At 73.5% G+C, this 21194-nt stretch carries 14 protein-coding genes; 5 read left to right on the forward strand and 9 right to left on the reverse strand.

Annotated features, from left to right (window positions below):
- Window positions 1-13: 13 nt before the first annotated feature.
- From ACZ4M5_RS23880 to ACZ4M5_RS23900, 5 genes are all read right to left on the reverse strand, one after another.
- Entirely contained in the window at window positions 14-1666 is a 1653-nt protein-coding gene (locus ACZ4M5_RS23880; RefSeq protein ID WP_467739850.1) for an LCP family protein, read from the reverse strand.
- A 217-nt stretch (window positions 1667-1883) separates the two neighbouring features.
- Complete coding sequence (locus tag ACZ4M5_RS23885) at window positions 1884-3509, reverse strand: LCP family protein (protein WP_467739851.1); 1626 nt, start codon at window positions 3507-3509, stop codon at window positions 1884-1886.
- Window positions 3510-3602: 93 nt separating this feature from the next.
- Window positions 3603-5417, reverse strand: coding sequence for an LCP family protein (locus ACZ4M5_RS23890; protein ID WP_467739852.1), 1815 nt, complete (start codon window positions 5415-5417; stop codon window positions 3603-3605).
- Window positions 5418-5656: 239 nt separating this feature from the next.
- Window positions 5657-6889 carry an LCP family protein gene (locus ACZ4M5_RS23895; RefSeq protein ID WP_467739853.1) on the reverse strand — a complete coding sequence of 411 codons (1233 nt, stop codon included), beginning with the start codon at window positions 6887-6889 and terminating at the stop codon, window positions 5657-5659.
- 323 nt (window positions 6890-7212) lie between these two features.
- Window positions 7213-7971 carry a TIGR03089 family protein gene (locus ACZ4M5_RS23900; RefSeq protein WP_467739854.1) on the reverse strand — a complete coding sequence of 253 codons (759 nt, stop codon included), beginning with the start codon at window positions 7969-7971 and terminating at the stop codon, window positions 7213-7215.
- Window positions 7972-8120: 149 nt separating this feature from the next.
- Here ACZ4M5_RS23900 and ACZ4M5_RS23905 point away from each other — a divergent pair, with 149 nt between their 5' ends.
- Both ACZ4M5_RS23905 and manB read left to right on the forward strand, forming a co-directional pair.
- Entirely contained in the window at window positions 8121-9521 is a 1401-nt protein-coding gene (locus tag ACZ4M5_RS23905) for a peptidoglycan recognition protein family protein (RefSeq protein ID WP_467739855.1), read from the forward strand.
- 145 nt (window positions 9522-9666) lie between these two features.
- Entirely contained in the window at window positions 9667-10749 is a 1083-nt protein-coding gene (gene manB / locus ACZ4M5_RS23910; protein ID WP_376332693.1) for a mannose-1-phosphate guanylyltransferase, read from the forward strand.
- A 45-nt stretch (window positions 10750-10794) separates the two neighbouring features.
- Here the strand turns inward: manB and ACZ4M5_RS23915 are convergent, their stop codons facing one another.
- The 4 genes from ACZ4M5_RS23915 to ACZ4M5_RS23930 form a co-directional block, all read right to left on the reverse strand.
- Window positions 10795-11796 (reverse strand): DNA-3-methyladenine glycosylase family protein, encoded by a 1002-nt coding sequence (locus ACZ4M5_RS23915; protein ID WP_467739856.1) that lies wholly within the window; start codon window positions 11794-11796, stop codon window positions 10795-10797.
- A 70-nt stretch (window positions 11797-11866) separates the two neighbouring features.
- The gene (locus ACZ4M5_RS23920) at window positions 11867-13183 is read right to left on the reverse strand and encodes a coenzyme F420-0:L-glutamate ligase (RefSeq protein ID WP_467739857.1); all 1317 of its coding nucleotides are present in this window, start codon (window positions 13181-13183) and stop codon (window positions 11867-11869) included.
- Window positions 13180-14139 carry a 2-phospho-L-lactate transferase gene (gene cofD / locus ACZ4M5_RS23925; protein WP_467739858.1) on the reverse strand — a complete coding sequence of 320 codons (960 nt, stop codon included), beginning with the start codon at window positions 14137-14139 and terminating at the stop codon, window positions 13180-13182. The genes ACZ4M5_RS23920 and cofD overlap by 4 nt, the downstream gene beginning before the upstream one ends.
- A gap of 83 nt (window positions 14140-14222) precedes the next feature.
- Window positions 14223-14729 (reverse strand): cysteine dioxygenase, encoded by a 507-nt coding sequence (locus ACZ4M5_RS23930; RefSeq protein ID WP_467739859.1) that lies wholly within the window; start codon window positions 14727-14729, stop codon window positions 14223-14225.
- A gap of 720 nt (window positions 14730-15449) precedes the next feature.
- Between ACZ4M5_RS23930 and ACZ4M5_RS23935 the strand changes: the two genes are divergently transcribed.
- The 3 genes from ACZ4M5_RS23935 to ACZ4M5_RS23945 all read left to right on the forward strand — a co-directional run bounded on the left by ACZ4M5_RS23935 (window position 15450) and on the right by ACZ4M5_RS23945 (window position 21183).
- On the forward strand, window positions 15450-15713 hold the full coding sequence (locus ACZ4M5_RS23935; RefSeq protein ID WP_010034659.1) for a WhiB family transcriptional regulator: 264 nt from the start codon (window positions 15450-15452) through the stop codon (window positions 15711-15713).
- 215 nt (window positions 15714-15928) lie between these two features.
- On the forward strand, window positions 15929-19639 hold the full coding sequence (locus tag ACZ4M5_RS23940) for a glycosyltransferase family 2 protein (RefSeq protein WP_467739860.1): 3711 nt from the start codon (window positions 15929-15931) through the stop codon (window positions 19637-19639).
- Complete coding sequence (locus ACZ4M5_RS23945; protein WP_467739861.1) at window positions 19636-21183, forward strand: DUF5719 family protein; 1548 nt, start codon at window positions 19636-19638, stop codon at window positions 21181-21183. The genes ACZ4M5_RS23940 and ACZ4M5_RS23945 overlap by 4 nt, the downstream gene beginning before the upstream one ends.
- Window positions 21184-21194 lie beyond the last annotated feature (11 nt).

Here is a 21194-nt window from a genome sequence, read left to right on the forward strand (position 1 = left end):
TGCCCTCAGCGGGTCAACTCGCGCACGTGACCTTGTCGGCCGTGGACCTGTCCACCTCCGGCGCCTCGGCAGGGGCGTTCAGTTTCACGCCCGCGCCCTTGAAGTCCTTGCCGAGGGTGAGGGTGATCGCGGGCAGGCCCTGGGAGTTGGTGACGCTCTCGCCGGGCTTCATCGCGGCTCCGGACAGTCCCATGATGGCGGCCAGACGGCGGGCCTGCCCGGCCTGGTCGGGGGCGTACTCCAGGGTCGTCCTCTTCAGGGCCTCGGGCGCGTTGCCGGCGTTCTCCGACTTGGTGACACCCTCCTCGACCTGGAGGTACTGGAGCATCTTCTGTGCGCTGCCGGCGACGGCACCGCCGTTGAGGATCCGCACCCGCACCTCCGAGGCCGGGGCCCTGCCGCCCTTCAGCCGGGCGGCCGCGGCGTCCTTCTCCTTCTTCCGCTGCTTCTTGACCTCGGTGAACGAGACGTCGTTGCTGATCATGTCGAACACCTGGGGCGCCTTCGACTCGTCGAGGACGACCGTCGCCTTCACCGTCTCCGCCGGGTTGTCCTTCACGGGGACGGTCGTGAACGTGATGTTCTTCGTCGGCACCTTCTTCAGCTCCAGCGCCACGTCCTTGAGGGTGCCGACCGAGCCGATCGCCTTGTCCACCGTCAGCGCCTCGGTCGCGGCCTCCGCGAGCTTCAGCAGCTTGGACGGATGGGTGAGGGTGTCGCTGGAGGACATCTTGCGCATCAGCGAGCCGAGGAACTGCTGCTGCACCTTGATGCGGTCGAGGTCGCCGCTGTTGCCGAAGCTCTTGCGCGTGCGGACGAAGGCGAGGGCCTGCTCGCCCTCGACCGTCGACTCGCCCGCGGGCAGCACGAGTTTGGAGTCCTTGTCGTCGATCGGCCTCTCCACGCACACGTCGACGCCGTCGACCGCCGTGGTCAGCGTCTTCACCGCGTTGAAGTCGGCCATCATGAAGTGGTCGACGGGGATGCCGGTGTTCTCCTCCACCGTGCGCATCGTGCAGCCCGGGTCTCGGCCGTTCTCCCCGAGGCTGCGGTTGAAGCGGACGCCCCGCGACCCGGGGACGACCTTCTCGGAGCCGTCCTCCAGCTTCGTCGGGCAGTCCGGGATGTCCACGATCAGATCGCGCGGGATGCTGAGCGCGGTGGCGTTGGAGCGGTCCTTGGCGACGTGCAGCAGGATCGTGGTGTCGGCGTGCCCGGAGCTGCCCTTGTCGCCGTAGCCCTCGTTGCCCTCGCCGGTGCGCTTGTCCGTGCCGACGACGAGGATGCTGAACGCCTCGTCCTTGCTGAAGTCCGAGGCGCCGGCGCTGCCCACGTCGGTGGTGGTGACGTTGCCTTCGAGGTGCCGGAGGTAGAGGTAGCCGCCGGCCGCGACGCCGACGAGCACGAAGGCCATCGTGCCGCCGGTCCACAGCAGCACCTTCCTGCCCCGCCGGGGTTTCGGCTGCGCCGGCCGGCGACCGCCGCGCCGTCCGGCGGGGGGCTCGGCGGGCTCGGTGCGCCGCCTGCGCTGCGGCGGCACGTCCGGGCGGGGCGACTGCGGTGCGGAAGGGGTCAGTCGCAGCTCGTATTCACCGGACTTCGGATTGAGCACCCACTGGTCCGCGGGGTCCATCCGGTCCCCCCGCCCACGGCGTTGCGCGTCCACGGTCGCTGTTTCCTCCGTCGGGGCACGCGGCGCCCCTCCCCCCGGGGAGGCGCACGGGTACTCGATCGTCACAGAAGCACTGGATCGCTCACACTATCCGCCCGGTTGAACGTCGGTGTGCGCAGAACGACGAATTCGACGTCCGCATATCGGGCATCAACGCTCAAATTTGCAAGCGGAGTTCGGTGCACACGTGTGTCCGCGGGCACCCGGCCGTTCACCAGCGATAGGGCTTGTAGACGTCCATGCACGTGCCGGCGTCCGAGCCGTTGAGCGCGTCCGCGTCACCGGGGAGATCCCCGGTCCCGGGCTCCGGCCGCTTCGGATACGCCGTACCCGTACGCCAGTCGGCGCCCACGACGACGGTCACCCCCGAGGCGTCCGACGACCGCCGTACCGAACTCATCGGCACACCCAGCGACTTGGCGACCCGCCGTGCGTCGCCCTCCAGGCCGGCGTTCGGGTAGCGCACCACCGTCCGCTCCTCGGCCACGGCGCCGGAGGTGTCCGCCACGGCCTTCGTGAAGCCCTTGCCCGCGAGGGTCCGCGCCACGGCGGCCGCCCGCCCGCCGACCGGCCCGAGCGTGCCGGAACGCGTGGCGTTCCGCACCCGCACCTCGATCTCGCCGTCCGGCGCGGCCGGGTCCCGGGACGTCTTCGCCCGGGGCTTCTTCGACGCCCGTGAGCCCTTGCCGTCGAACGGCACGTCGTCGCGGAGCATCTCCCACACCCGGTCGGCGTCGGCCCCCGCCGGGACCAGGTGGTTGGCGTCCTGGGGGTCCGCGGCCGTGGGCAGCGTCGTCATGGTGATGCGGTCGGTGGGGACGGTCCTGAGCTGGGTGCCCAGGTCGTACAGCTTCTTGACCGTGCCGATCTCCTCGGAGACGTGCAGCGACCTGGTGGCCGCCTCCGCGAGGTCCGTGAGCCGGCCGGTGTCGGTGAAGACGTTCTGGGCCTTGAGCGTGCGGATCATCGAGTTCATGTACATGTGCTGCGCCCGGGCCCGCAGCGGGTCGCTGCCCCAGGCGTGGCGGGTGCGCAGCCACTGCAGCGCCTGCTCGCCCTGCACCTTGCGGTGGCCGGCCCTCAGCTTCAGCCCCGAGCCGCCGGGCACACCGGGCAGCGGGCGGTCCCACACGTTCTGGCGCACACAGACGTCGACCCCGCCGATGGCGTCGGCCATCCGCACCACGCCCGCGAAGTCGATCGTCATCCAGTGGTCGATGTAGACGCCGGTGAGGTTCTCCCACGTCGTCAGCGTGCAGCCCGCTCCGCCCCGGGCGAGGGAGGCGTTGATGATGGTGTTCACCGGCGGGTACGTCCGGCCGCTCTCCGGGTCCGTGCACGGGGGTATGTCGACCCGGGTGTCGCGCGGGATGCTCACCACGGACGCGCTCCTGCGGTCCGCGGCCAGGTGGATCAGCATCTGCACGTCGCCCAGCGGGGGGTTGCCGCGGCTGTCCCGGCTGCCGCCCAGCCGCACGTTCGCATCTGACTTCCGGCTGTCGGAGCCGATCAGCAGGATGTTCAGGGGTGTCTGCCCGGCCGCGTTCGGCTCGGTCCTGCGCGCCTTGGAGTCGCCGCTGCTGCGCTCGCCCTTGTGGATGTTGCCGTTCAGGTGCTCGTAGTACAGGTAACCGGCCCCGGACGTGACCAGCACGAGCGCGGACAGCCCGAGGGCTGACCAGCGCAGCACGCGGCGGCCGCGGCTTCGCGGCGGCCCGCCGCCCGTACCGCCGGAGCCACCCGCCCGGCCCGCCGGAACGCCGTCCCCGGCCACCGGCCGGCGCGGCCCGGGGCCCGGTTTCGTCCCCTCCCCGAACACACTGCTGCCCTGCGCCATCTCTCCCCCGTCTTCCCACCCCGCGCGGCGTCGCGCGCGTCATCGGACACGGCCAGTCGTACGCCCTGTAGGACGTACGCCGGGCCCGTCACGTCACTTGGCGCACTCGACCTTGTCGGCCGTGGACTTGTCGACGCCCTCCGGCGCCTTGTCCGGGGTCGTGAGCGGCACCCCCGCACCCTCGAAGTCCTTGCCGAGGGTGAGGGTGATCGCGGGCAGACCCTGGGAGTTGGTGACGCTCTCGCCGGGCTTCATCGCGGCCCCGGACAGGCCCATGATGTCGGCCAGACGGCGGGCCTGCCCGGCCTGGTCGGGGGCGTACTCCAGGGTCGTCTTCTTCAGGGCCTCGGGCGCGTTGCCGGCGTTCTCCGACTTGGTCACGCCCTCCTCGTTCTGCAGCCAGCTGAGCGTCTCCTGGGCGCTGCCGGCGACGGCACCGCCGTTGAGGATCCGCACCCGCACCTCCGAGGCCGGGGCCTTGCTGCCCTTCAGCCGGGCGGCGACCGCGGCCGCCTCCTTCTTTTTCTTCTGCTTGACGGCGGTGAAGGACACGTCGTTGCGGATCATGTTGAAGACCTGCGGGGCCTTCGAGTCGTCGAGGACGACCGTGGCCTTCACCTTCTCCGCCGGGTTGTCGATGACCGGCACCGTGGTGAAGGTCAGGTTCTTGACGTTGAGCTTGCCCAGCTCCAGGCCGAGGTCCTTCAGCTTGCCGATGCTGTCCAGCTGCGAGTCGACGGTCAGCGCCTTGGTGCCCGCCTCGGCCAGGTCGAGCATCTTCTGCGGGCTGGTCAGCGTGTCGTTGGACTTCAGCTTGCGCATCAGCGCGCTCAGGAACTGCTGCTGCAGCCCGATCCGGCTCAGGTCGCCGCCGAAGCCCACGGCGTGCCGCGTCCGCACGAAGGCCAGCGCCTGCTCGCCCTCGATGGTGTGCGTGCCCTTGGACAGCTTCAGATGGGAGTCCGGGTCGTCGATGTCCTTGCCCAGGCAGACCTCGACCCCGCCGACCGCGCTGGTCAGCGTCTTGACCGCGTTGAAGTCGGCCACCATGAAGTTGTCCGGCTTGACCCCGGTCAGCTCGGTCACGGTCCGCATGGTGCAGCTGGGGGTGCGGCCGTCCTGGCCGAGGCTGGTGTTGAAGCGGGCCCGCTGGGTGCCGGGGATGACCTTCTGCGAGCCGTCGTCCTGCGTGGTCGGGCAGTCCGGCACGTCCACGATGAGGTCGCGGGGGATGCTGAGCGCGGTGGCGTTGGAGCGGTCCTTGGCGACGTGCAGCAGGATCGTGGTGTCGGCGTGCCCGACACTGCCCGCGTCGCCGTAGCTCTCGTTGCCCTTGCCGGTGCGCTTGTCCGTGCCGATCAGCAGGATGTTGATGGCCTTGTCCTTCTCGAAGCCACCGGTGCTCGCGCCGTCGTCGGAGACGGAGGCGATGTTGTCGTTGAGGTGCTGGATGTAGAGGTACGCCGCGCCCGCTCCGGCGACCAGCACGAAGGCCATCGTGCCGCCGGTCCACAGCAGCACCTTCTTGCCCTTGGACGTCTTCTTGACCGGCCGCCTGCCGCGGCGTCCCGGCGGCGGTTCCTCCGGCGCCCCGCGCCGTCTGCGCGGCGGGGGCACGGCACGGTCCGGGGCGTCGCGTCCCGGGGTCTCCCGCCCCGGTGCCTCGCGGCGCGCCGTCTCGCGGCTGCGGGACTTCTGGCCCGGGCCGTCCCGGCGCGGGCGTCCGGCGGCCTCCTTGCGACCGCGGGCCGGCGGGGCCGCGTCGGAGGACCGCGGCCTGCGGGGGCCCGGCACCGACTGCGGTGCGGAAGGGCCCAGTCGCAGTTCGTATTCGCCGGTGTTCGGGTTGAGCACCCACTGGTCGGCGGGATCGATGTCGTCCGCCCGCCCACGGCCTTGCGCGTCCACGGTTGCCTGATTCCTCCGTCGGGGCACGCGGCGCCTTCCCCCTCCAGGCGCTCGGGTCTCGGTCACAGTGCGCGACTCGAGGACCGTTCCTCGAAAGCCGGGCGCACCGGATCGCTCACACTAACCGCCCACTTCAGCGTCGAACGACGGCGGTGACAAATTCCACGTCCCTACACCTGGGCAATTCGCCCATTTCCCAGAGGAAGAGTGCGTCACCTCGGCTCCCCTTGGGACCCGCTTTACTCACAGGAGTGTTCGGCCGCGGTGTTCCCCCGGAACGTCGGAGGGGGAGAAACGGCGACGGACGGCTTCCCGGAGGGCCCGCGGTACGACTCTCCGTTCGACCCGACGCGCCCGTCACGGGGCTCGTCGGGCGCGGGATTCGGCGGTACGTTTCCCGCCACGACCACCGCCCGGTCGGTGCGCAGCCGCTCGAACAACTCCTCCGCCTCGGGCTCCACGAGCTGGTCGCGATTGGCGTCGAGCGCGTACGACTCCCGCGGCACGGTCAGGAATTGCACGTGTTCGATGGGGATGTCGCGCAGGCCGCGCACGAGTTCGTACAACCCGCGCAGGCTGGCCAGGTCCGGGTCGGTCGTGAGGGAGGACGTGGCGGCGTCCAGCACGGGATACAGCTTCGCCGGGTTCAGCAGGACGTCGTTGCTGCGCACCTTGTTGACGAGGGCGCCGAGGAAGCGCTGCTGGCGTTCCATCCGCTCGGTGTCGCTGCCGTCGCCGAGGGACTTGCGGGCGCGGACGTAGCCGAGGGCCTGCTCGCCGTTCAGGGTGACCCGTCCCGCGGGCAGCCGCAGCTTCGCGGCCCGGTCGTCGATCGGCTCCCGCAGGCACACCTGGACCCCGTCGACCGCGTCGACCATCTCCTTGAAGCCGTGGAAGTCGACGACGACGTGGTGGTCCACCCGGATGCGGGTGAGCTTCTCCACCGTGCGGATGGTGCACGCCGAACCGCCCACCTGGAACGCCTGGTTGAACATGGCGAACCGGGGCGCGCTGCGGGACCCGTCCGGGCGGCGGCAGCCCGGCAGCTGGACCATCAGGTCGCGGGGGATCGAGACGGCGGTCGCCCGGCCGCGGCCCGCGGACAGGTGCAGCAGGATCGCGGTGTCCGACCGCTCGGTGCCCGAGTCCCGTCCGTAGCGGGCGTTGTCGTCGCCCTCGCGCGAGTCCGACCCGATGAGCAGGATGTTCCGGGCGTCCTTGACGAGGGCGGTGGGCCGCTCCTTCTCGTAGCGCGCCAGCTCGGCCGCGGCGGCCTCGTCGGGGGTGATGTTCCCGCTGAGCTTCGCGTAGACGGCCCAGCTCACGCCCGCGGCCACGAGGACGACGCCGGTGAAGGTGAACGCGGCGATCCGCACGAACCGCCGCCGACGCCGCCGGGTCAGGCCCCCGCCACCGGCCGTGGCCCCGGCGACCGGCCCCTGCACCGGCCCCTGCCCTCCTGTGTCGGCCACGACAGGGACCACCCCTCCTGACGTAGGAACGTGCGCACTGCTCCTACGACGATGACCCGGACGGGCCGCGGGGGAGGGGTGGACATAAGCCGAACGGGCGAACGAGCCGCCCCCCACACCCCGACAGCCCGGACGCGACGGGGCAGAACCGGCAACGTCGCGGCGCGGGGGTCGGGGCGGGTGCGGGGGCCGTCGCAGCAGCCCCGTCGCGCCGCGCCCACTGCCCGGCGCAGCCGAGGGCGACCGTCGCGTCGCATCCGGCACGCCGCCCCGGGCGTCAGCCCTGTACTCGGCCCAGCTCCCCGAGGCGTAAGCCCTTCGACTCAGCCCTGCGCGAGTGTCGTGACGCGTTCGCTTTCGATCCGCTTGTCGAGCACCCCGGCGTCGGCCCGGTCCAGGTTGCGGCAGAGCACCACCGAGCCTCCGGTCGCCAACGGCCCGTACAGGCCCGCGTTCAGGCCCTCCCACGTGTCGAAGCCGAGCCCGGACAGGATCCGTGAGCCGGGGCCGGTCAGTCCCAGGCCCGTCGCCTCCGCCCGGGCCCGCTCGACGACCTCGGCCCCGCTGAACTCGCGGCCGGCCACGATCAGCGCGGGGCCGTCCGGGTCCACCGGCGTGTACGGCACGAACCGGTCGCCCTGCCCCGGCACCTCCACCGCGTAGTCGGCGAAGCCCTCGGGCACCTGCGGGAACCGTCCGCCCAGCGGTCGCAGCGCCATCGCGATCCGCGCCCCGGAGCAGCCCCGGGCCGTCTCCAGGCCGTCCGGCCCGCTCACCACGACGTCCGCGGCCCGCACGTCCCCGGTCACGTCGGCGACGACCCCCACCGACGCGCAGGCCAGCAGCCACACCGCCGTCTGCCAGTGTGCCGGCAGCAGCAGGGCCACCCGGTCCCCGGGTTCGACGGACAGCTCGTCCTGGAGCAGGTTCGAGGTCTTGGCCACCCAATTGGCGAACGTGGCCACGGACAGTTCGACCCGTTCGCCCGTCGCGTCGTCGTAGAAGGTCACCAGGGGGCGTCCGGGGTCCGCGGCGAGCGCGGAAGCCAGCAGGTCGGCAGGGGTGCGATCGGTGGCGTTCACCCGGGCAAGCGTACGCAACACCCGGGCCCGCGCCCAAGGGACGGCCTCTCGCCCCGCCCGAATGCGCCACCGGTTCGGCGGAATCCGGGCCGACAGTCCGTCACATCCCAGATGGACAGACTTGTATGACTATGTCCAAGATCAGGGGCATGCGTGGATTCCTAGCCTCCTCGATCGGTGTCACCTGTGCGGCCGCTCTGGCCCTTCCCCTCACCCCGCCCGCCGCCGCGGCGGCGAGACCCGCGGCCGACGCGGGCACCCCCGGCGCACCGGCCCCTCGCGCGGCCGCGCCCGCCGTCCCCGGCAGCACCCAGTCCCTCCCCCTGGAGCCCTCCGCCCGCGACCGAGCCACCCCTTCCGCCTCCCTCACCGAGCAGGTGGTGCCCCGCCGTTCCGTACGCCACTTCTCCCTCGTCGGGGTCGTCTGGGACGACCCCGCGGCCGAACTGCACGGCCGCGTCCAGGTCCGCACCCGCACCGCCGCGACCGGCGCCTGGTCCGACTGGCAGGCCCTGGAGACGCACAACACCGAGCACGCGGCCGACCGGGACACCGCCGAGGGCGCCTCGGGCCGGGTGCGCGGCGCCACGGCACCGCTGTGGGTGGGCGACTCCGACGGAGTGGAGCTCCGGGTCCGCTCCGAGCCGGCGCAGGACGCCACCGGGCAGGGCACCGACGCCCGCGGGGCGGCCGCCGCACCCCCGCTCCCCGCCGGACTCCGTCTCGAACTCGTCGACCCGGGCGACGAGACCCAGTCCGCCGAAGGCCCCCGCACGGCGGGTGCCGCCGCCGAGAGCTCCGCGGCCGCCGAGGCCTCCGCCGCCAACGCCGGCCTCGCCGCCCCGGGTGCCACCCAGATCGCGGCCCTCGACCGCGCCGGGACCGAGCAGGAGCTCTTCGCGCTCGCCGCCGAGGGCGTCGCCACCGCCCCGCGGGCGAAGCCGTACATCGGCCCCCGCCCGGCCATCGTCACGCGGCGCGGCTGGGGCGCGGACGAAGGGCTGCGGGAGTCGGGCTTCAAGTACACGAAGAAGGTCAAGGCGGCCTTCGTGCACCACACCGCCAGCGGCAACGGCTACAGCTGCTCGCAGGTCCCCTCACTCATCCGCGGTATCTACCGCTACCACGTCAGGAGCATGGGCTGGCGGGACATCGGCTACAACTTCGTCGTCGACAAGTGCGGAAAGATCTACGAGGGCCGGGCCGGAGGCGTGGCCAAGCCGGTCCTCGGCGCGCACACCCTCGGTTTCAACAGCAACAGCATGGGGATCGCCGTCCTCGGGACGTACGGCTCGAAGAAGCCGTCGAAGGCCGCGGTCAAGGCCGTCGCCCGGCTCAGCGCCTGGAAGCTCGGCCTGCACGGGATGAACCCGAAGAAGAAGACGACGCTGAAGTCGGCCGGCAGCAACCTCTACAGCAAGGGCAGGAAAGTGCGAATGAACGTGATCTCGGGGCACCGGGACGGCTTCAAGACGGAGTGCCCCGGAGGGAAGCTCTACGCGAAGCTCGGCTCGGCCCGCTCCAAGGCGGCCCACTACCAGGGCCGCTGAGCACACGTTCGCACCGCCGCCGGGGGGCATGCGGGGCAGGGGGGCGGGATGCCGCACGGCCAGCGAAGGCGCCACGGAACGGTCTGCATACACTGACCGGCCGAAAGACAGTTCGGCCGGTCCCGGCAGGAAGCAGAGACGACACGTGACAGAAGCGATCCTCCTGGTCGGCGGCAAGGGCACCCGGTTGCGCCCGCTCACGGTGCACACGCCCAAGCCCATGGTCCCGGCGGCCGGGGTGCCCTTCCTCACGCACCAGCTGGCCAGAGCGAGAGCGGCGGGCGTCGAGCACATCGTCCTCGCCACGTCCTACCTGGCCGAGGTCTTCGAGCCCTACTTCGGCGACGGCTCCGCGCTCGGCCTGCACCTGGAGTACGTCACGGAGGAGGAGCCGCTCGGCACCGGCGGAGCCATCCGCAACGTCGCCTCCCGGCTGCACTCCGGGCCCGACGACCCGGTCCTGATCTTCAACGGCGACATCCTCACCGGCCTCGACATCCGCGCCCTGGTCGACACCCACGCGACGTCGGGCGCCGACATCTCCCTGCACCTCACCAAGGTCACCGACCCGCGCGCCTACGGCCTGGTCCCCACGGACGACACGGGCAGGGTGCTGGCGTTCCTGGAGAAGCCGCAGACGCCGGAGGAGATCGTCACCGACCAGATCAACGCGGGGGCCTACGTCTTCCGCCGCTCGGTCATCGACACGATCCCGCAGGGCCGGCCGGTGTCGGTGGAGCGGGAGACCTTCCCGGACCTGCTGGCCGCGGGCGCCCATCTGCAGGGCATGGTCGACTCCACCTACTGGCTCGACCTGGGCACGCCGGCCGCCTTCGTGCGCGGCTCCGCCGACCTGGTGCTGGGCCGGGCCCCGTCGCCCGCCGTCCCGGGCCGCTGCGGCGACCGCCTGGTGCTGCCGACGGCCCGCGTCGCCTCCGACGCGAAGCTGTCCGGCGGCACGGTGGTGGGCGAGGGCGCGTTCGTCGCGGAGGGCGCGCGGGTCTTCGGCAGCACGATCCTGCCGGGCGCGGTGATCGAGCCGGGAGCCGTCGTCACCGACTCGCTGATCGGCACCCGGGCCCGCGTGGGCGAGCGCTCGGTCCTCACCGGCACGGTCATCGGCGACGGCGCGGTGATCGGCGCCGACAACGAACTGCTCGAGGGCGCCCGCATATGGTGCGACGCCCGCATCCCGGCGGGCGCGGTCCGCTTCTCCTCGGACCAGTAGGCCACTCGTGCGACGGGGCGGCCGGACCGCCCCGTCCGGCGCGCCTCACAACCGCCCGATGTCCCACCGGGGCATCTTCGGCGCCCGGCGCGCCGGGACCCGTCCGCTCAGCAGGATCAGCCGGGCCGCCCGGTGCCGCTGCCCGGCGTACGGCTCCAGCAGCTCCAGCATCACCGCGTCGTCCGCGTCCCGGTCCCCGGCCAGCGCCCAGCCCACGATGCCGGGCAGGTGCAGGTCGCCGACCGTCACCTCGTCCGCCGCACCGTGACTGCGCTGCACCGTCTCCGCGGAGGTCCAGGGCCCGATCCCCGGCACCAGCTCCAGCCGGGCCCGGGCGGCTGCGGGCTCCATCCCCACCGTCTGCTCCAGCCGCGCGGCGACCCGCACGGCGCGCAGGATCGTCGACGCCCGCTTGTTGTCGACCCCCGCGCGGTGCCACTCCCACGACGGGATCAGCGCCCAGGTGCGCGGCGCCGGCATCACGTACATCCGCTCGGGCGCCGGGCCCGGAGCGGGCTCGCCGTGGCGGCGCACCAGCAGCCGCCACGCCCGGTACGCCTCGTCCGTGGTGACCTTCTGCTCCAGGATCGACGGGATCAGCGACTCCAGCACCAGCCCGCTGCGCGTCAGCCGCAGCCCGGGCCGCCGGTGCCGTGCCGTCGCCAGCAGCCGGTGCCGCGGCACGAAGGCCGACGGTTCGTCCGCGGCCCCGAGCAGCTCCGGCATCCGCTCCAGCAGCCACTCGGCCCCGGGCCCCCAGGCCTGCCCGCGCACCCCGCCGCCGTGGGCGCACACCCGCAGCGTGCCCGGTCCGGCCGGGGTGAGACTGGCGCGCCACACCGAGCCGTCCGGCGTCGCACGGAACGTCGGGTCCCCGGGCCCGCGCCGCAGCGGCCCGAGCACCAGCCCCAGGTCGAGCGGCCCGTCGGGCACCCAGTCCCGTACCCGCCCCGGCCCCGCGGCCTGCCGCGGCACGCCCCCGCCCACGGCGACATGGCCACCGCGCACGGACGTGCGGGTGGGCCGGGGAGCGAATCGTCCTGCCATCAGTGAAGTCCCTGGATGCGAGTGCCGGTGCCGGGCGGGCCCTACGAGGGTAGGCCCCGCCCGGCCCTGATCACCGCACCTCGATGAACGCCTCCGCGTCCCGCTCGGGCCGCTCGCGCGGTTCTGCCGCCGGATGCCCGACCGCCACCGCCCCCATCGGGTCCCAGTCGCCCGGCAGGTCCAGCACCTCGCGCACCACGTCCCGGCAGAACATCGTCGACGACACCCATGCCGAGCCCAGCCGCTCACCGGCGAGCGCGACCAGGAAGTTCTGCACGCCGGCCCCGGTGGCGACCACGAACATCTCGCGTTCGGCCCCGTCCCGGCGGGCGTCGCCGTAGTGGTGCGAGCCGTCCATGACGAGGCAGGGCACGACGAGGCAGGGCGCGTCGCGCAGGACGTCGCCGCGCCGCACGCGCTTGGCGATCGACTCCTCCGTCTTCCCGTCCCGCCGCAGGTCGGCGATCCAGGCGTCCCGCATGGCGTCCAGCAGCCGGGTCCGCGACCCCTGCGACTCCAGCAGCACGAACCGCCACGGCGTGGTGTGGTGCGGGGCGGGTGCCGTCACGGCCGCGGCCACGGCCCGCCGTACGGCAGCGGGGTCGACGGGCTCGTCGGTGAACGCCCGCACGGTGCGGCGCTGGGTCACGGCCTGCCGGACCGCCTCGGAGGTGCCCAGGCGGAACATGTCGTCCCGGGCGCCGCGGACCATGGCCCGCGCCCCCTCCCCGTCGCCGTCCGCCAGGACGTGGGACAGCCCCCGCACCACGGCGACGGGCAGACCCGCCGACTTGCCCTTGACCAGGTCGCCCGCGGCGGCGAGTTCGTCGGCCGTGGCGACGACGGTGGCGCTGAGCGGGTTGCCGTGCGCGTCCGTGCCGCCGCGCAGGTCGTCCAGGACGCGCACGCCCGCCGCGCCGATGGCGACGTCGGTGAGCCCGGCCCGCCAGGGCCGTCCGGACGTGTCGGTGACGACGACTCCGACGTCGACCCCGAGCGCGTCCCGCAGCCCGTCGCGGATCGCCCGGGCGGAGGCGTCCGGGTCCTCGGGGAGCAACAGCACGGTGCCGGCGGGGGTGTTGGAGGCGTCGACCCCGGCGGCGGCCATGACCAGGCCCTGCCGGTTCTCCACGATGCGCAGGGCGCCGCGCCGGGCGACCACCCGGACCGTCTCGGCGTCGATCGCGGCCTCCCGGTCGTCCGCCCGGACGATCCGGCCCTCGGCCTTGGACACGATCTTCGAGGTGACGAGCAGCACGTCGCCGTCGGCCAGCCCCGGCTCGGCGGCCGCGATCAGCTTGGCCAGATCGTCCCCGGGCGTCACCTCGGGCAGCCCGGCCGGGGCCCACACGCGGTACCCGCCGGCGCCCCGCTCCCCGCCGCTCACGCGCCGCGCACCTCCTCCGCCAGGTCCAGTGCCTCCCGGGCCATGCGGGCGGTGGCGTCGGCGTCGGTCATCATCAGCGGCACGGCCCGGCAGCGGATCCCGGCCGCCTCGACCGGCTCCACCGCGCCCGCGTCCACCGTGTCGACGAGCCAGCCGTCCAGCAGGCCCGAGCCGTAGTGCTCGGCGACGGCCGTCGCCGTCGACTCGACGCCCACGGCGGCGAGCACCTTGTCGGCCATGCCCCGCACCGGCGCGTCGCCGACGATGGGGGAGAGGCCGACGACCGGCACCCCCGCGTCGGCGATGGCCTCGCGGATACCGGGCACGGCGAGGATCGTGCCGATCGAGACGACGGGGTTGGACGGCGGGAAGAGGATCACGTCCGCCGAGGCGATGGCCTCCAGCACGCCCGGCGCGGGCTTGGCCTGGTCGGCGCCCACCGGCACGACCGCCTCGGCGGCCACCGAGGCGCGCAGCCGCACCCAGTACTCCTGGAAATGGATCGCCTTGCGCTCGCCGTCGATCTCGACGGCCACGTGCGTCTCGACGCGGTCGTCCGACATGGGGATCAGCCGCACGCCCGGCCGCCACCGGTCGCACAGCGCCTCCGTCACCGCGCTCAGCGGGTACCCGGCACCCAGCATCTGCGTCCGCACGATGTGCGTGGCGAAGTCCCGGTCGCCCAGGCCGAACCAGTCGGGCCCGACGCCGTACGCCCCGAGTTCCTCCTTGAGGTGGAAGGTCTCGTCGGCGCGCCCCCAGCCCTGCTCCTCGTTGATGCCGCCGCCGAGCGTGTACATCACCGTGTCCAGGTCCGGGCAGACCTTCAGCCCGAAGAGGTGGATGTCGTCCCCGGTGTTGCCGATGACCGTGATGTCCGCGTCGGGCACGGCCCGCTTCAGACCACGCAGGAACCGGGCACCACCGATGCCGCCTGCCAGAACCACAATGCGCATGGGGCAAGTCTCGCAGGCGACCGCGGCAACGGTCCGCCGGCCATGGCCACCGGACGCTCCGGGCCCCCGGCCGCCGCCGGCCGTCAGGCGGTGACGCCGCCCGGTACGCTCCGGGCCTCGCAGTGCGGCGCGGTGTGCATCGGCATCTCCGTCAGCCCCGGGTGGTACACGTGCAGGCTCACGGCCGGCTCCAGCGCGTCGTTCACCACCTCGTGCACGTATCCGGGCGCGAACACGCGCTGGGCGCCCGCCCGCAACGCGCGCGTGCCCCGTTCCGTGCGCTCCGTCAGCGCCCCCCGCAGCACGGTCAGCACACCGGAGGAGCGGCCGTGGTCGTGCAGCCCGCTGCCCTGCCCGGGCACCCAGGACAGCAGCCACACCTCGTAGCCGGGGCCGGTGCGCAGGCGGTGGTACCAGCGGCTGGTCGCGTCGTAGCGCACGAGGTGCTCCCACTGGGAGGGGTCGGCGGCGAGGGAGCGGGCCAGTCCGGCGAACTCGGCGACGGTCGCCGGGTGCTCACGCGGGGCCTGCAGGAGGTGCTGGACTTCGAGGATGTCGCCGGCGATCTGGAGGTCGCTGTCGCTGTTCATGGGTGCGGTGGTTCCTCGGCGGGAGTGGAGGTCGGTGGGGGTCGCGCCGCCGGTGCCCGGATCGCGGGCGGCGACAGCAGTGCCCTGGTGGGAGCGGAGGGAACAGCGGCCGGGTCGTGGGTGACCCGGCGGCAGCCGGAGCGCGTTGGGCTCAACAGCTGCGACAGCAACAGCTACAGCGAACGCGGGCAGCACCGTGGGACCCGGCGGTGCGGGTCGAGGTGGATGCCAAGTTCGCGAGCATGCCCACTAGGACAGCGGCTCACACCTCCACTGTCAACTCGGCACCCGGTATGTGGGATGAGGTTCACCTCATCCGGTCGATCTCTCAGATGAAAGGTTTGTCCATGCCCCACCCGGGACACATGGCGTCCATCCGGGCGCACAAACCCCGTTGCGTAGTCGTGATCCGAATGTGATCCCGTTCGCTTCGAGGCCTGCGTCGGAACGAGGTCGAACGACTGGGCGTCCTTCCCCGTAGAGATCTGCGAGGGGCCCCGCGGACGACAGGGGCCCTCCGGGGCCCTGTCGGTGTGTCAGGTTTTATGGTGATTTGAACACTTTCCGCAAGGGCTTGGTTCCGCAGAGTGAATAAGGGGCCCAATAGCAGATCTCGGCTTGACTCGCCCGGAGCAGCACACTTGTAATTTCACTCGTGTCGTTCAGCCGGAATCGGTAACGGCTAGATCACGGGGACGCGAAGACAGACGAGGGGCGCACATGACCGAGACGGTGCAGCAACTGCTGGTCGACGACGCGGACGAGGAACTCGGCTGGCAGGAGCGCGCACTGTGCGCCCAGACCGACCCCGAGTCCTTCTTCCCCGAGAAGGGCGGCTCGACCCGGGAGGCCAAGAAGGTCTGCCTCGCCTGTGAGGTCCGCTCCGAATGCCTCGAGTACGCCCTCGCCAACGACGAACGCTTCGGCATCTGGGGCGGCCTGTCCGAGCGGGAGCGCCGTCGCCTGAAGAAGGCGGCCGTCTGACCCGCCCCCCGTTCCCGAACGGCCCGTTGCCCGTGGGGTGTCCACAGGCGGCGGGCCGACCTGCGCGCCCGTCCCCCGGCCACCGCCCCTCGACCAGGCGCTGCGCGCCGCCCCCGCAGGACTGCCGATAGTGTGGTCGCTCGTCCGAGACGCCCCGCAGCCCCCACCGGTCGCGGGCGTCCACCACAGTCCAGCGAACCGGGGCCCGTACCTCGATGTCCGTGCACAGCCACCCGGCAGCTCCTCACGACACCGCTGCCTCAGCCGCGTTCGACCCGGCCCACACACCCGAGTTCCCGCGTCACGTGGTCACCGCGGTCCTCGTCTCCCATGACGGTGCCCGCTGGCTGCCCGACGCACTGGCCGGGCTGCTCGGCCAGGAGCGCCCCGTGCAGTACGCGATGGGCGCCGACACCGGCAGCGCCGACGCCTCCGCCCAGCTGCTCGCCGACGCCCTCGGCGACGACCGGGTGCTGCACCTGGCCCGCCGCACCGGCTTCGGCCAGGCCGTCGAGGAGTGCGACCGCACCGCCCCCGTCCTCACCCCGGACGAACTGCCGTACCTGAGGCGGCCCAGCGGCTGGGACCCGGTCACGCGCTCCTGGCGCGACGACGCCTACGACCTGCCCGAGCTGCCGCACGGCGAGCCGGTGCAGTGGCTGTGGCTGCTGCACGACGACTGCGCCCCCGAACCGGACGCCCTGGCCCAGCTCCTGCGGGTCGTGGACATCGAGTACGAGCTGGGCCGCGAGGACGTCGCCGTCGTCGGCCCCAAGCTGCGCGGCTGGTACGACCGGCGGCAGTTGCTGGAGGTCGGCGTCTCCATCGCCGACTCCGGCCGCCGCTGGACCGGCCTGGACCGCCGCGAGCAGGACCAGGGGCAGCACGACCACGTCCGGCCCGTGCTGTCGGTGTCCACCGCCGGCATGCTCGTCCGCCGGGACGTCTTCGAGCAGCTCGGCGGCTTCGACCGCCATCTGCCCCTCATGCGCGACGACGTCGACCTGTGCTGGCGCGCCCACAGTGCCGGTTACCGCGTCCTCATCGCCCCCGAGGCGGTCGTCCGGCACGCCGAGGCGGCCTCCCGTGAACGCCGCACCGTCGACTGCGTCGGCCGCACGGCGGCCTCCCCGCACAAGGTCGACAAGGCCGGCGCCGTCTACACCCTCCTGGTCAACTCGCGTACGGCCGCGCTTCCCTGGGTGCTGCTGCGGATCGTCCTGGGCACCCTGCTGCGGACCGTCGCCTACCTCGTCGGCAAGGTCCCCGGACAGGCCGTCGACGAGATCCGCGGTCTCCTGGGCACCCTGCTGCGGCCCGAGCGGATCCTCGCCGGGCGCCGCGACCGGGGCGCGCCCCAGGTCGACAAGGACGAGCTGCGGCCGCTGTTCCCGCCGCCGGGTGCGACCGTGCGGGCCACCGTCGAGCAGGTCGCCGGCGACCTCGTCGGCCGCTCCGACCCGGAGGTCACCGCCGGCGCCGGACGGCACGGCGGGGCCGTCGAGTCCGGCCCCGGCGGTGACGACGCCGACTTCCTGGAGGTCGAGCAGTTCGCCCGGCTCAAGCGCGTCGCGCGCAAGCCCGGCCCGGTGCTGTTCCTGGTGCTGCTGCTCGTCTCCCTGGTCGCCTGCCGCCAGCTCCTCGGCGGAGGAGCCCTCGCGGGCGGTGCGCTGCTGCCCGCCCCGGCCGACTCCTCCGAGCTGTGGGCGCGTTACCTGGACGCCTGGCATCCGGTCGGCGCCGGAGGCACCTCCTCCGCGCCGCCGTACCTCGCGCTGGTGGCGCTGCTGGCCTCCCTGCTGTTCGGCTCGGCCGGCCTCGCCGTCACGCTCCTGCTCGTCTGCTCGGTGCCCCTGGCCGGTGTCACCGCCTACTTCGCCTCCCGCCCGCTGGTCCAGTCCCGGCTGCTGCGCGCCTGGGCGGCCGTCGTCTACGCCTTCCTGCCCGCCGCCACCGGCGCCCTGGCCGGCGGCCGCATCGGCACCGCCGTCCTCGCCGTGCTGCTGCCGCTGATCGCCCGCGCGGCCATCGCGGCCGGCGGCCTGGCGCACAGCGGCGGCACGCGCGGAAGCTGGCGGGCCACCTGGGCCTACGCGCTGCTGCTGACGATCGCCACGGCCTTCACCCCGCTCGTGTGGCCGGTCGCGCTGATCCTCGGTCTGGGACTGCTGGTCCTGCGCCGCTCCGACGTCCTGGCCTACGGGCTGCGCTTCCTCGCCCAGCTCGGCACCCCCCTGCTGGTCCTCGCCCCGTGGTCGCTGACCCTGCTGCCGTTCGGCTTCTTCCGGGAGGCCGGGCTGGACTTCGGGGCGTCGGCCGCCTCCGCCACGGACCTGCTCGGCGCGAGCCCGGGCGGCCCCGGCACGGTCAGCGGCCTGATGCTCCTCGGCATCGTCCTCGCGGCGCTGGCCGCCCTGCTGCGCGCGGAACGCCAGTTGGGCATCCGCACGGCCTGGGTGGTCGCCCTGACCGGTTTCGTCTTCGCCGTCCTCGCCAACGGCTCGGCCTGGGCCGGCCCCGCGACCCTCGTCTACGGCATCGCCCTGCTGGCGGCCGCCGCGCTCGGCGCCGACGGGGCACGCTCGCGCGTGGCCGAGCAGAGCTTCGGCTGGCGCCAGCCGGTCGCCGTCCTGATCGCCTTCGCCTCCGCGGCCGGCCCGCTGCTCATCGCCGCGGGCTGGATGATCGGCGGCGCCGACGGGCCCCTGGAGCGGCGCGAACCCGTCCAGGTCCCGGCCTTCGTCGCCGACGAGAGCGGCACGAACGGCGACCAGGCCCGCACCCTCGTCCTCGACAGCGACTCCACCGCCCACGTCCGCTACACACTGGTCCGCGGCTCCGGTGCGCGTCTCGGCGACGCCGAGATCGCCGCCTCCCAGGGGGACAACACCAGGCTCGACAAGGTCGTCGCCCATCTCGTCGCCGGCTCCGGAGCCGACCAGGCAGGCCAGCTCGGCGACTTCGCCGTCGGCTACGTACTGGTCCACCAGGGCGCGCCCCGCGAGGTCACCCGCGTCCTGGACGCCACGCCCGGCCTGGCCCGGCTCAGCCGGCAGGAGAGCGGCGCGCTGTGGCACGTCAAGCGGTCGGTCGCCCGGGCCGTGATCGTCGCCCCCGCCGGGACCGGCACCCCACAGCCCGTCGCCGCCGGACCGGTCGACATCCACACGACGATCCCGGCAGGGCCCGGCGGTCGCCTGCTGCGCCTGGCCGACACCGCCTCCGACGGCTGGACCGCCACGCTCGACGGCAAGCCGCTGAAGCCGACCACCGTCGACGGCTGGGCCCAGGGCTTCGAACTCCCCGCCTCCGGCGGCCGGCTGGATGTCACCCATGACGACCCGATCGGCCACACCGCCTGGCTGTGGGCCCAGGGACTGCTGGCCCTCGTCCTGGTGGTGCTCGCCCTGCCCGGCCGGCGGCGCGACATCGACGACGACCTGCCCGAGGAGCCCGTCGTCCCGGCCCAGGCCGTCGCCGGAGAGGGCCGCCGCGCCCGCCGGCTGCGTGCCCAGGCCGAGGCCGGAGCCGAGGCCGAACAGGCCCCCGCGTCCGAGGACTTCCCGCCCCCGCAGCCCCCCGCCGCCGTGCCCCCGCAGCAGGACGGCCACTGGGACACGGCGGCCTACGCTGGCCAGCAGTACGGCGGCCACGACAACGGCCAGTACCCCAACGCCGCGTACCCGGCGGACGCCTACGGGCAGCAGTACCAGCCCGACCCGTACCAGGCCGGCCAGTACGACCCGTACGCCTACGACGACACCTCTCAGGCGGGCCACGACCAGGCCCCGTACGGCCACGCCCCGTACGACCAGACCGGCTACGACCCCGCCTACCCGCAGGACTACGGCACGCCGTACGACCCGGCGCAGCAGCAGTACCCCCACGGCACGGGCAGTGAGCGTCCCGACGGGAGCCAGCAGTGAACCGCACGACCCTGTCCTTGATCGCCGGCACGACCGCGCTCGCCGCCGTCACCGGCTTCGCCGCGCTGTCCGCCCCGGACGCCACCGGCACGGAGACCGCCGCCAGGCCGGCCGCCCAACGGCCCGTGGAACGCACGAGTCTGCTGTGCCCGGCGCCGAGCACGTCCGACATCGCCGAGACCACCTACACCTCCTTCACCCCCGTCACGAAGGGCGCCGGAAGCGGCGGCAAGGCCGAACTCCGGGCGGCCGCCGAGAAGAAGCCCGGCGCGGGCGCCACGGAGGACGGGAAGGGCAAGGGCGGCAAGGACGGCGAGAAGACCGGCGGCGCATCGGGCGGGGACGCGGCCGGCAAGCCCGTGCTGACCCCCAAGGAGCCCGGCAAGCCCGTCACCGGCGACACCTCCGGCTCGGACGCGCCCGCCCTGGTCGGCACCGCCGACGGCCGTTTCGCCCCCGGCTGGACCCTCCAGGAGACGACGGAGGTCGCGGCCGGCACGGGCCGGGGCCTGCAGGGCGTCACCTGCACCGCGCCGGACACGGACTTCTGGTTCCCCGGCGCCGCCACGTCCCCCGAGCGCACCGACTACGTGCACCTGACCAACCCGGACGACTCGGCGGCCGTGGTCGACATCGAGCTCTACGGCAAGGACGGCCTGCTGAAGTCCGAGGTGGGGGAGGGCATCACGGTCCCGGCGCACTCCAGCGAACCGGTCCTGCTGTCCACCCTCGCGGACGCGGACCAGACCGACCTGACCGTGCACGTCAACGTCCGCAGCGGCCGCGTCGGGGCCGCCGTGCAGGCGCTGGACGACAAGATCGGCGGCGACTGGCTGGCCGCGTCCGCCGACCCGTCCGGCAGCCTGGTCCTGCCCGGCATCCCCAAGGACGCCACCGAGGTGCGCCTGATCGCCTTCGCCCCCGGCGACGCCGACGCGGACCTGAAGGTGCGCCTCGCCTCCCCGTCCGGGCTGATCACCCCGGCCGGGCACGAGACGGTGCACGTCAAGGGCGGCATGACCACCGCCGTCGACCTGGGCGACGTCACCCGCGGCGAGGCGGGCTCCCTGGTGCTGACGCCGACCCAGCAGTCGGTGCCGGTCGTCGCGGCCGTGCGCGTCGTGCGCGGCAAGGGGGACCGCAAGGAGACCGCGTTCATCCCGGCCTCCCGCCCCGTCGGCACGCGCGCGACGGCCCCGGCCAACGGCGCCAAGGGCAGCACCCTGTCCCTGACCGCCCCCGGCCGCGCCGCCACCGTCGAGGTCACGGCCTCCGCGGGCAGCGAGGGCGGCACCCCGGTGTCCAAGACGTACACGATCAAGGCGGGCACCACCCAGGACATCGAGCCCCCGGTCCCCGGCGGTCTGAAGGGCACCTACGCGCTGACCGTCGAGCCGGTCTCCGGCGGGCCGGTCCACGGCGCCCGCACCCTGTCGGCCGCGCGGGACGGCGTCCCGGCGTTCACCGTCCAGATCCTCCCGGACGACCGGGGCACGGTCGCGGTCCCGCGGGCGGAACAGGACCTGTCGGTGCTGCAGGACTAGGGCGACGGGAG

The sequence above is a fragment of the Streptomyces sp. NPDC026246 genome, assembly GCF_055567995.1.

Coding starts and splice junctions, on each gene's coding strand:
- ACZ4M5_RS23915 (WP_467739856.1), bottom strand. CDS start 11,796: ATGGCAGGACGATTCGCTCCCCGGCCCACCCGCACGTCCGTGCGCGGT.
- cofD (WP_467739858.1), bottom strand. CDS start 14,139: ATGCGCATTGTGGTTCTGGCAGGCGGCATCGGTGGTGCCCGGTTCCTG.
- ACZ4M5_RS23930 (WP_467739859.1), bottom strand. CDS start 14,729: ATGAACAGCGACAGCGACCTCCAGATCGCCGGCGACATCCTCGAAGTC.
- ACZ4M5_RS23885 (WP_467739851.1), bottom strand. CDS start 3,509: ATGGCGCAGGGCAGCAGTGTGTTCGGGGAGGGGACGAAACCGGGCCCC.
- ACZ4M5_RS23905 (WP_467739855.1), top strand. CDS start 8,121: ATGCGTGGATTCCTAGCCTCCTCGATCGGTGTCACCTGTGCGGCCGCT.
- ACZ4M5_RS23935 (WP_010034659.1), top strand. CDS start 15,450: ATGACCGAGACGGTGCAGCAACTGCTGGTCGACGACGCGGACGAGGAA.
- ACZ4M5_RS23940 (WP_467739860.1), top strand. CDS start 15,929: ATGTCCGTGCACAGCCACCCGGCAGCTCCTCACGACACCGCTGCCTCA.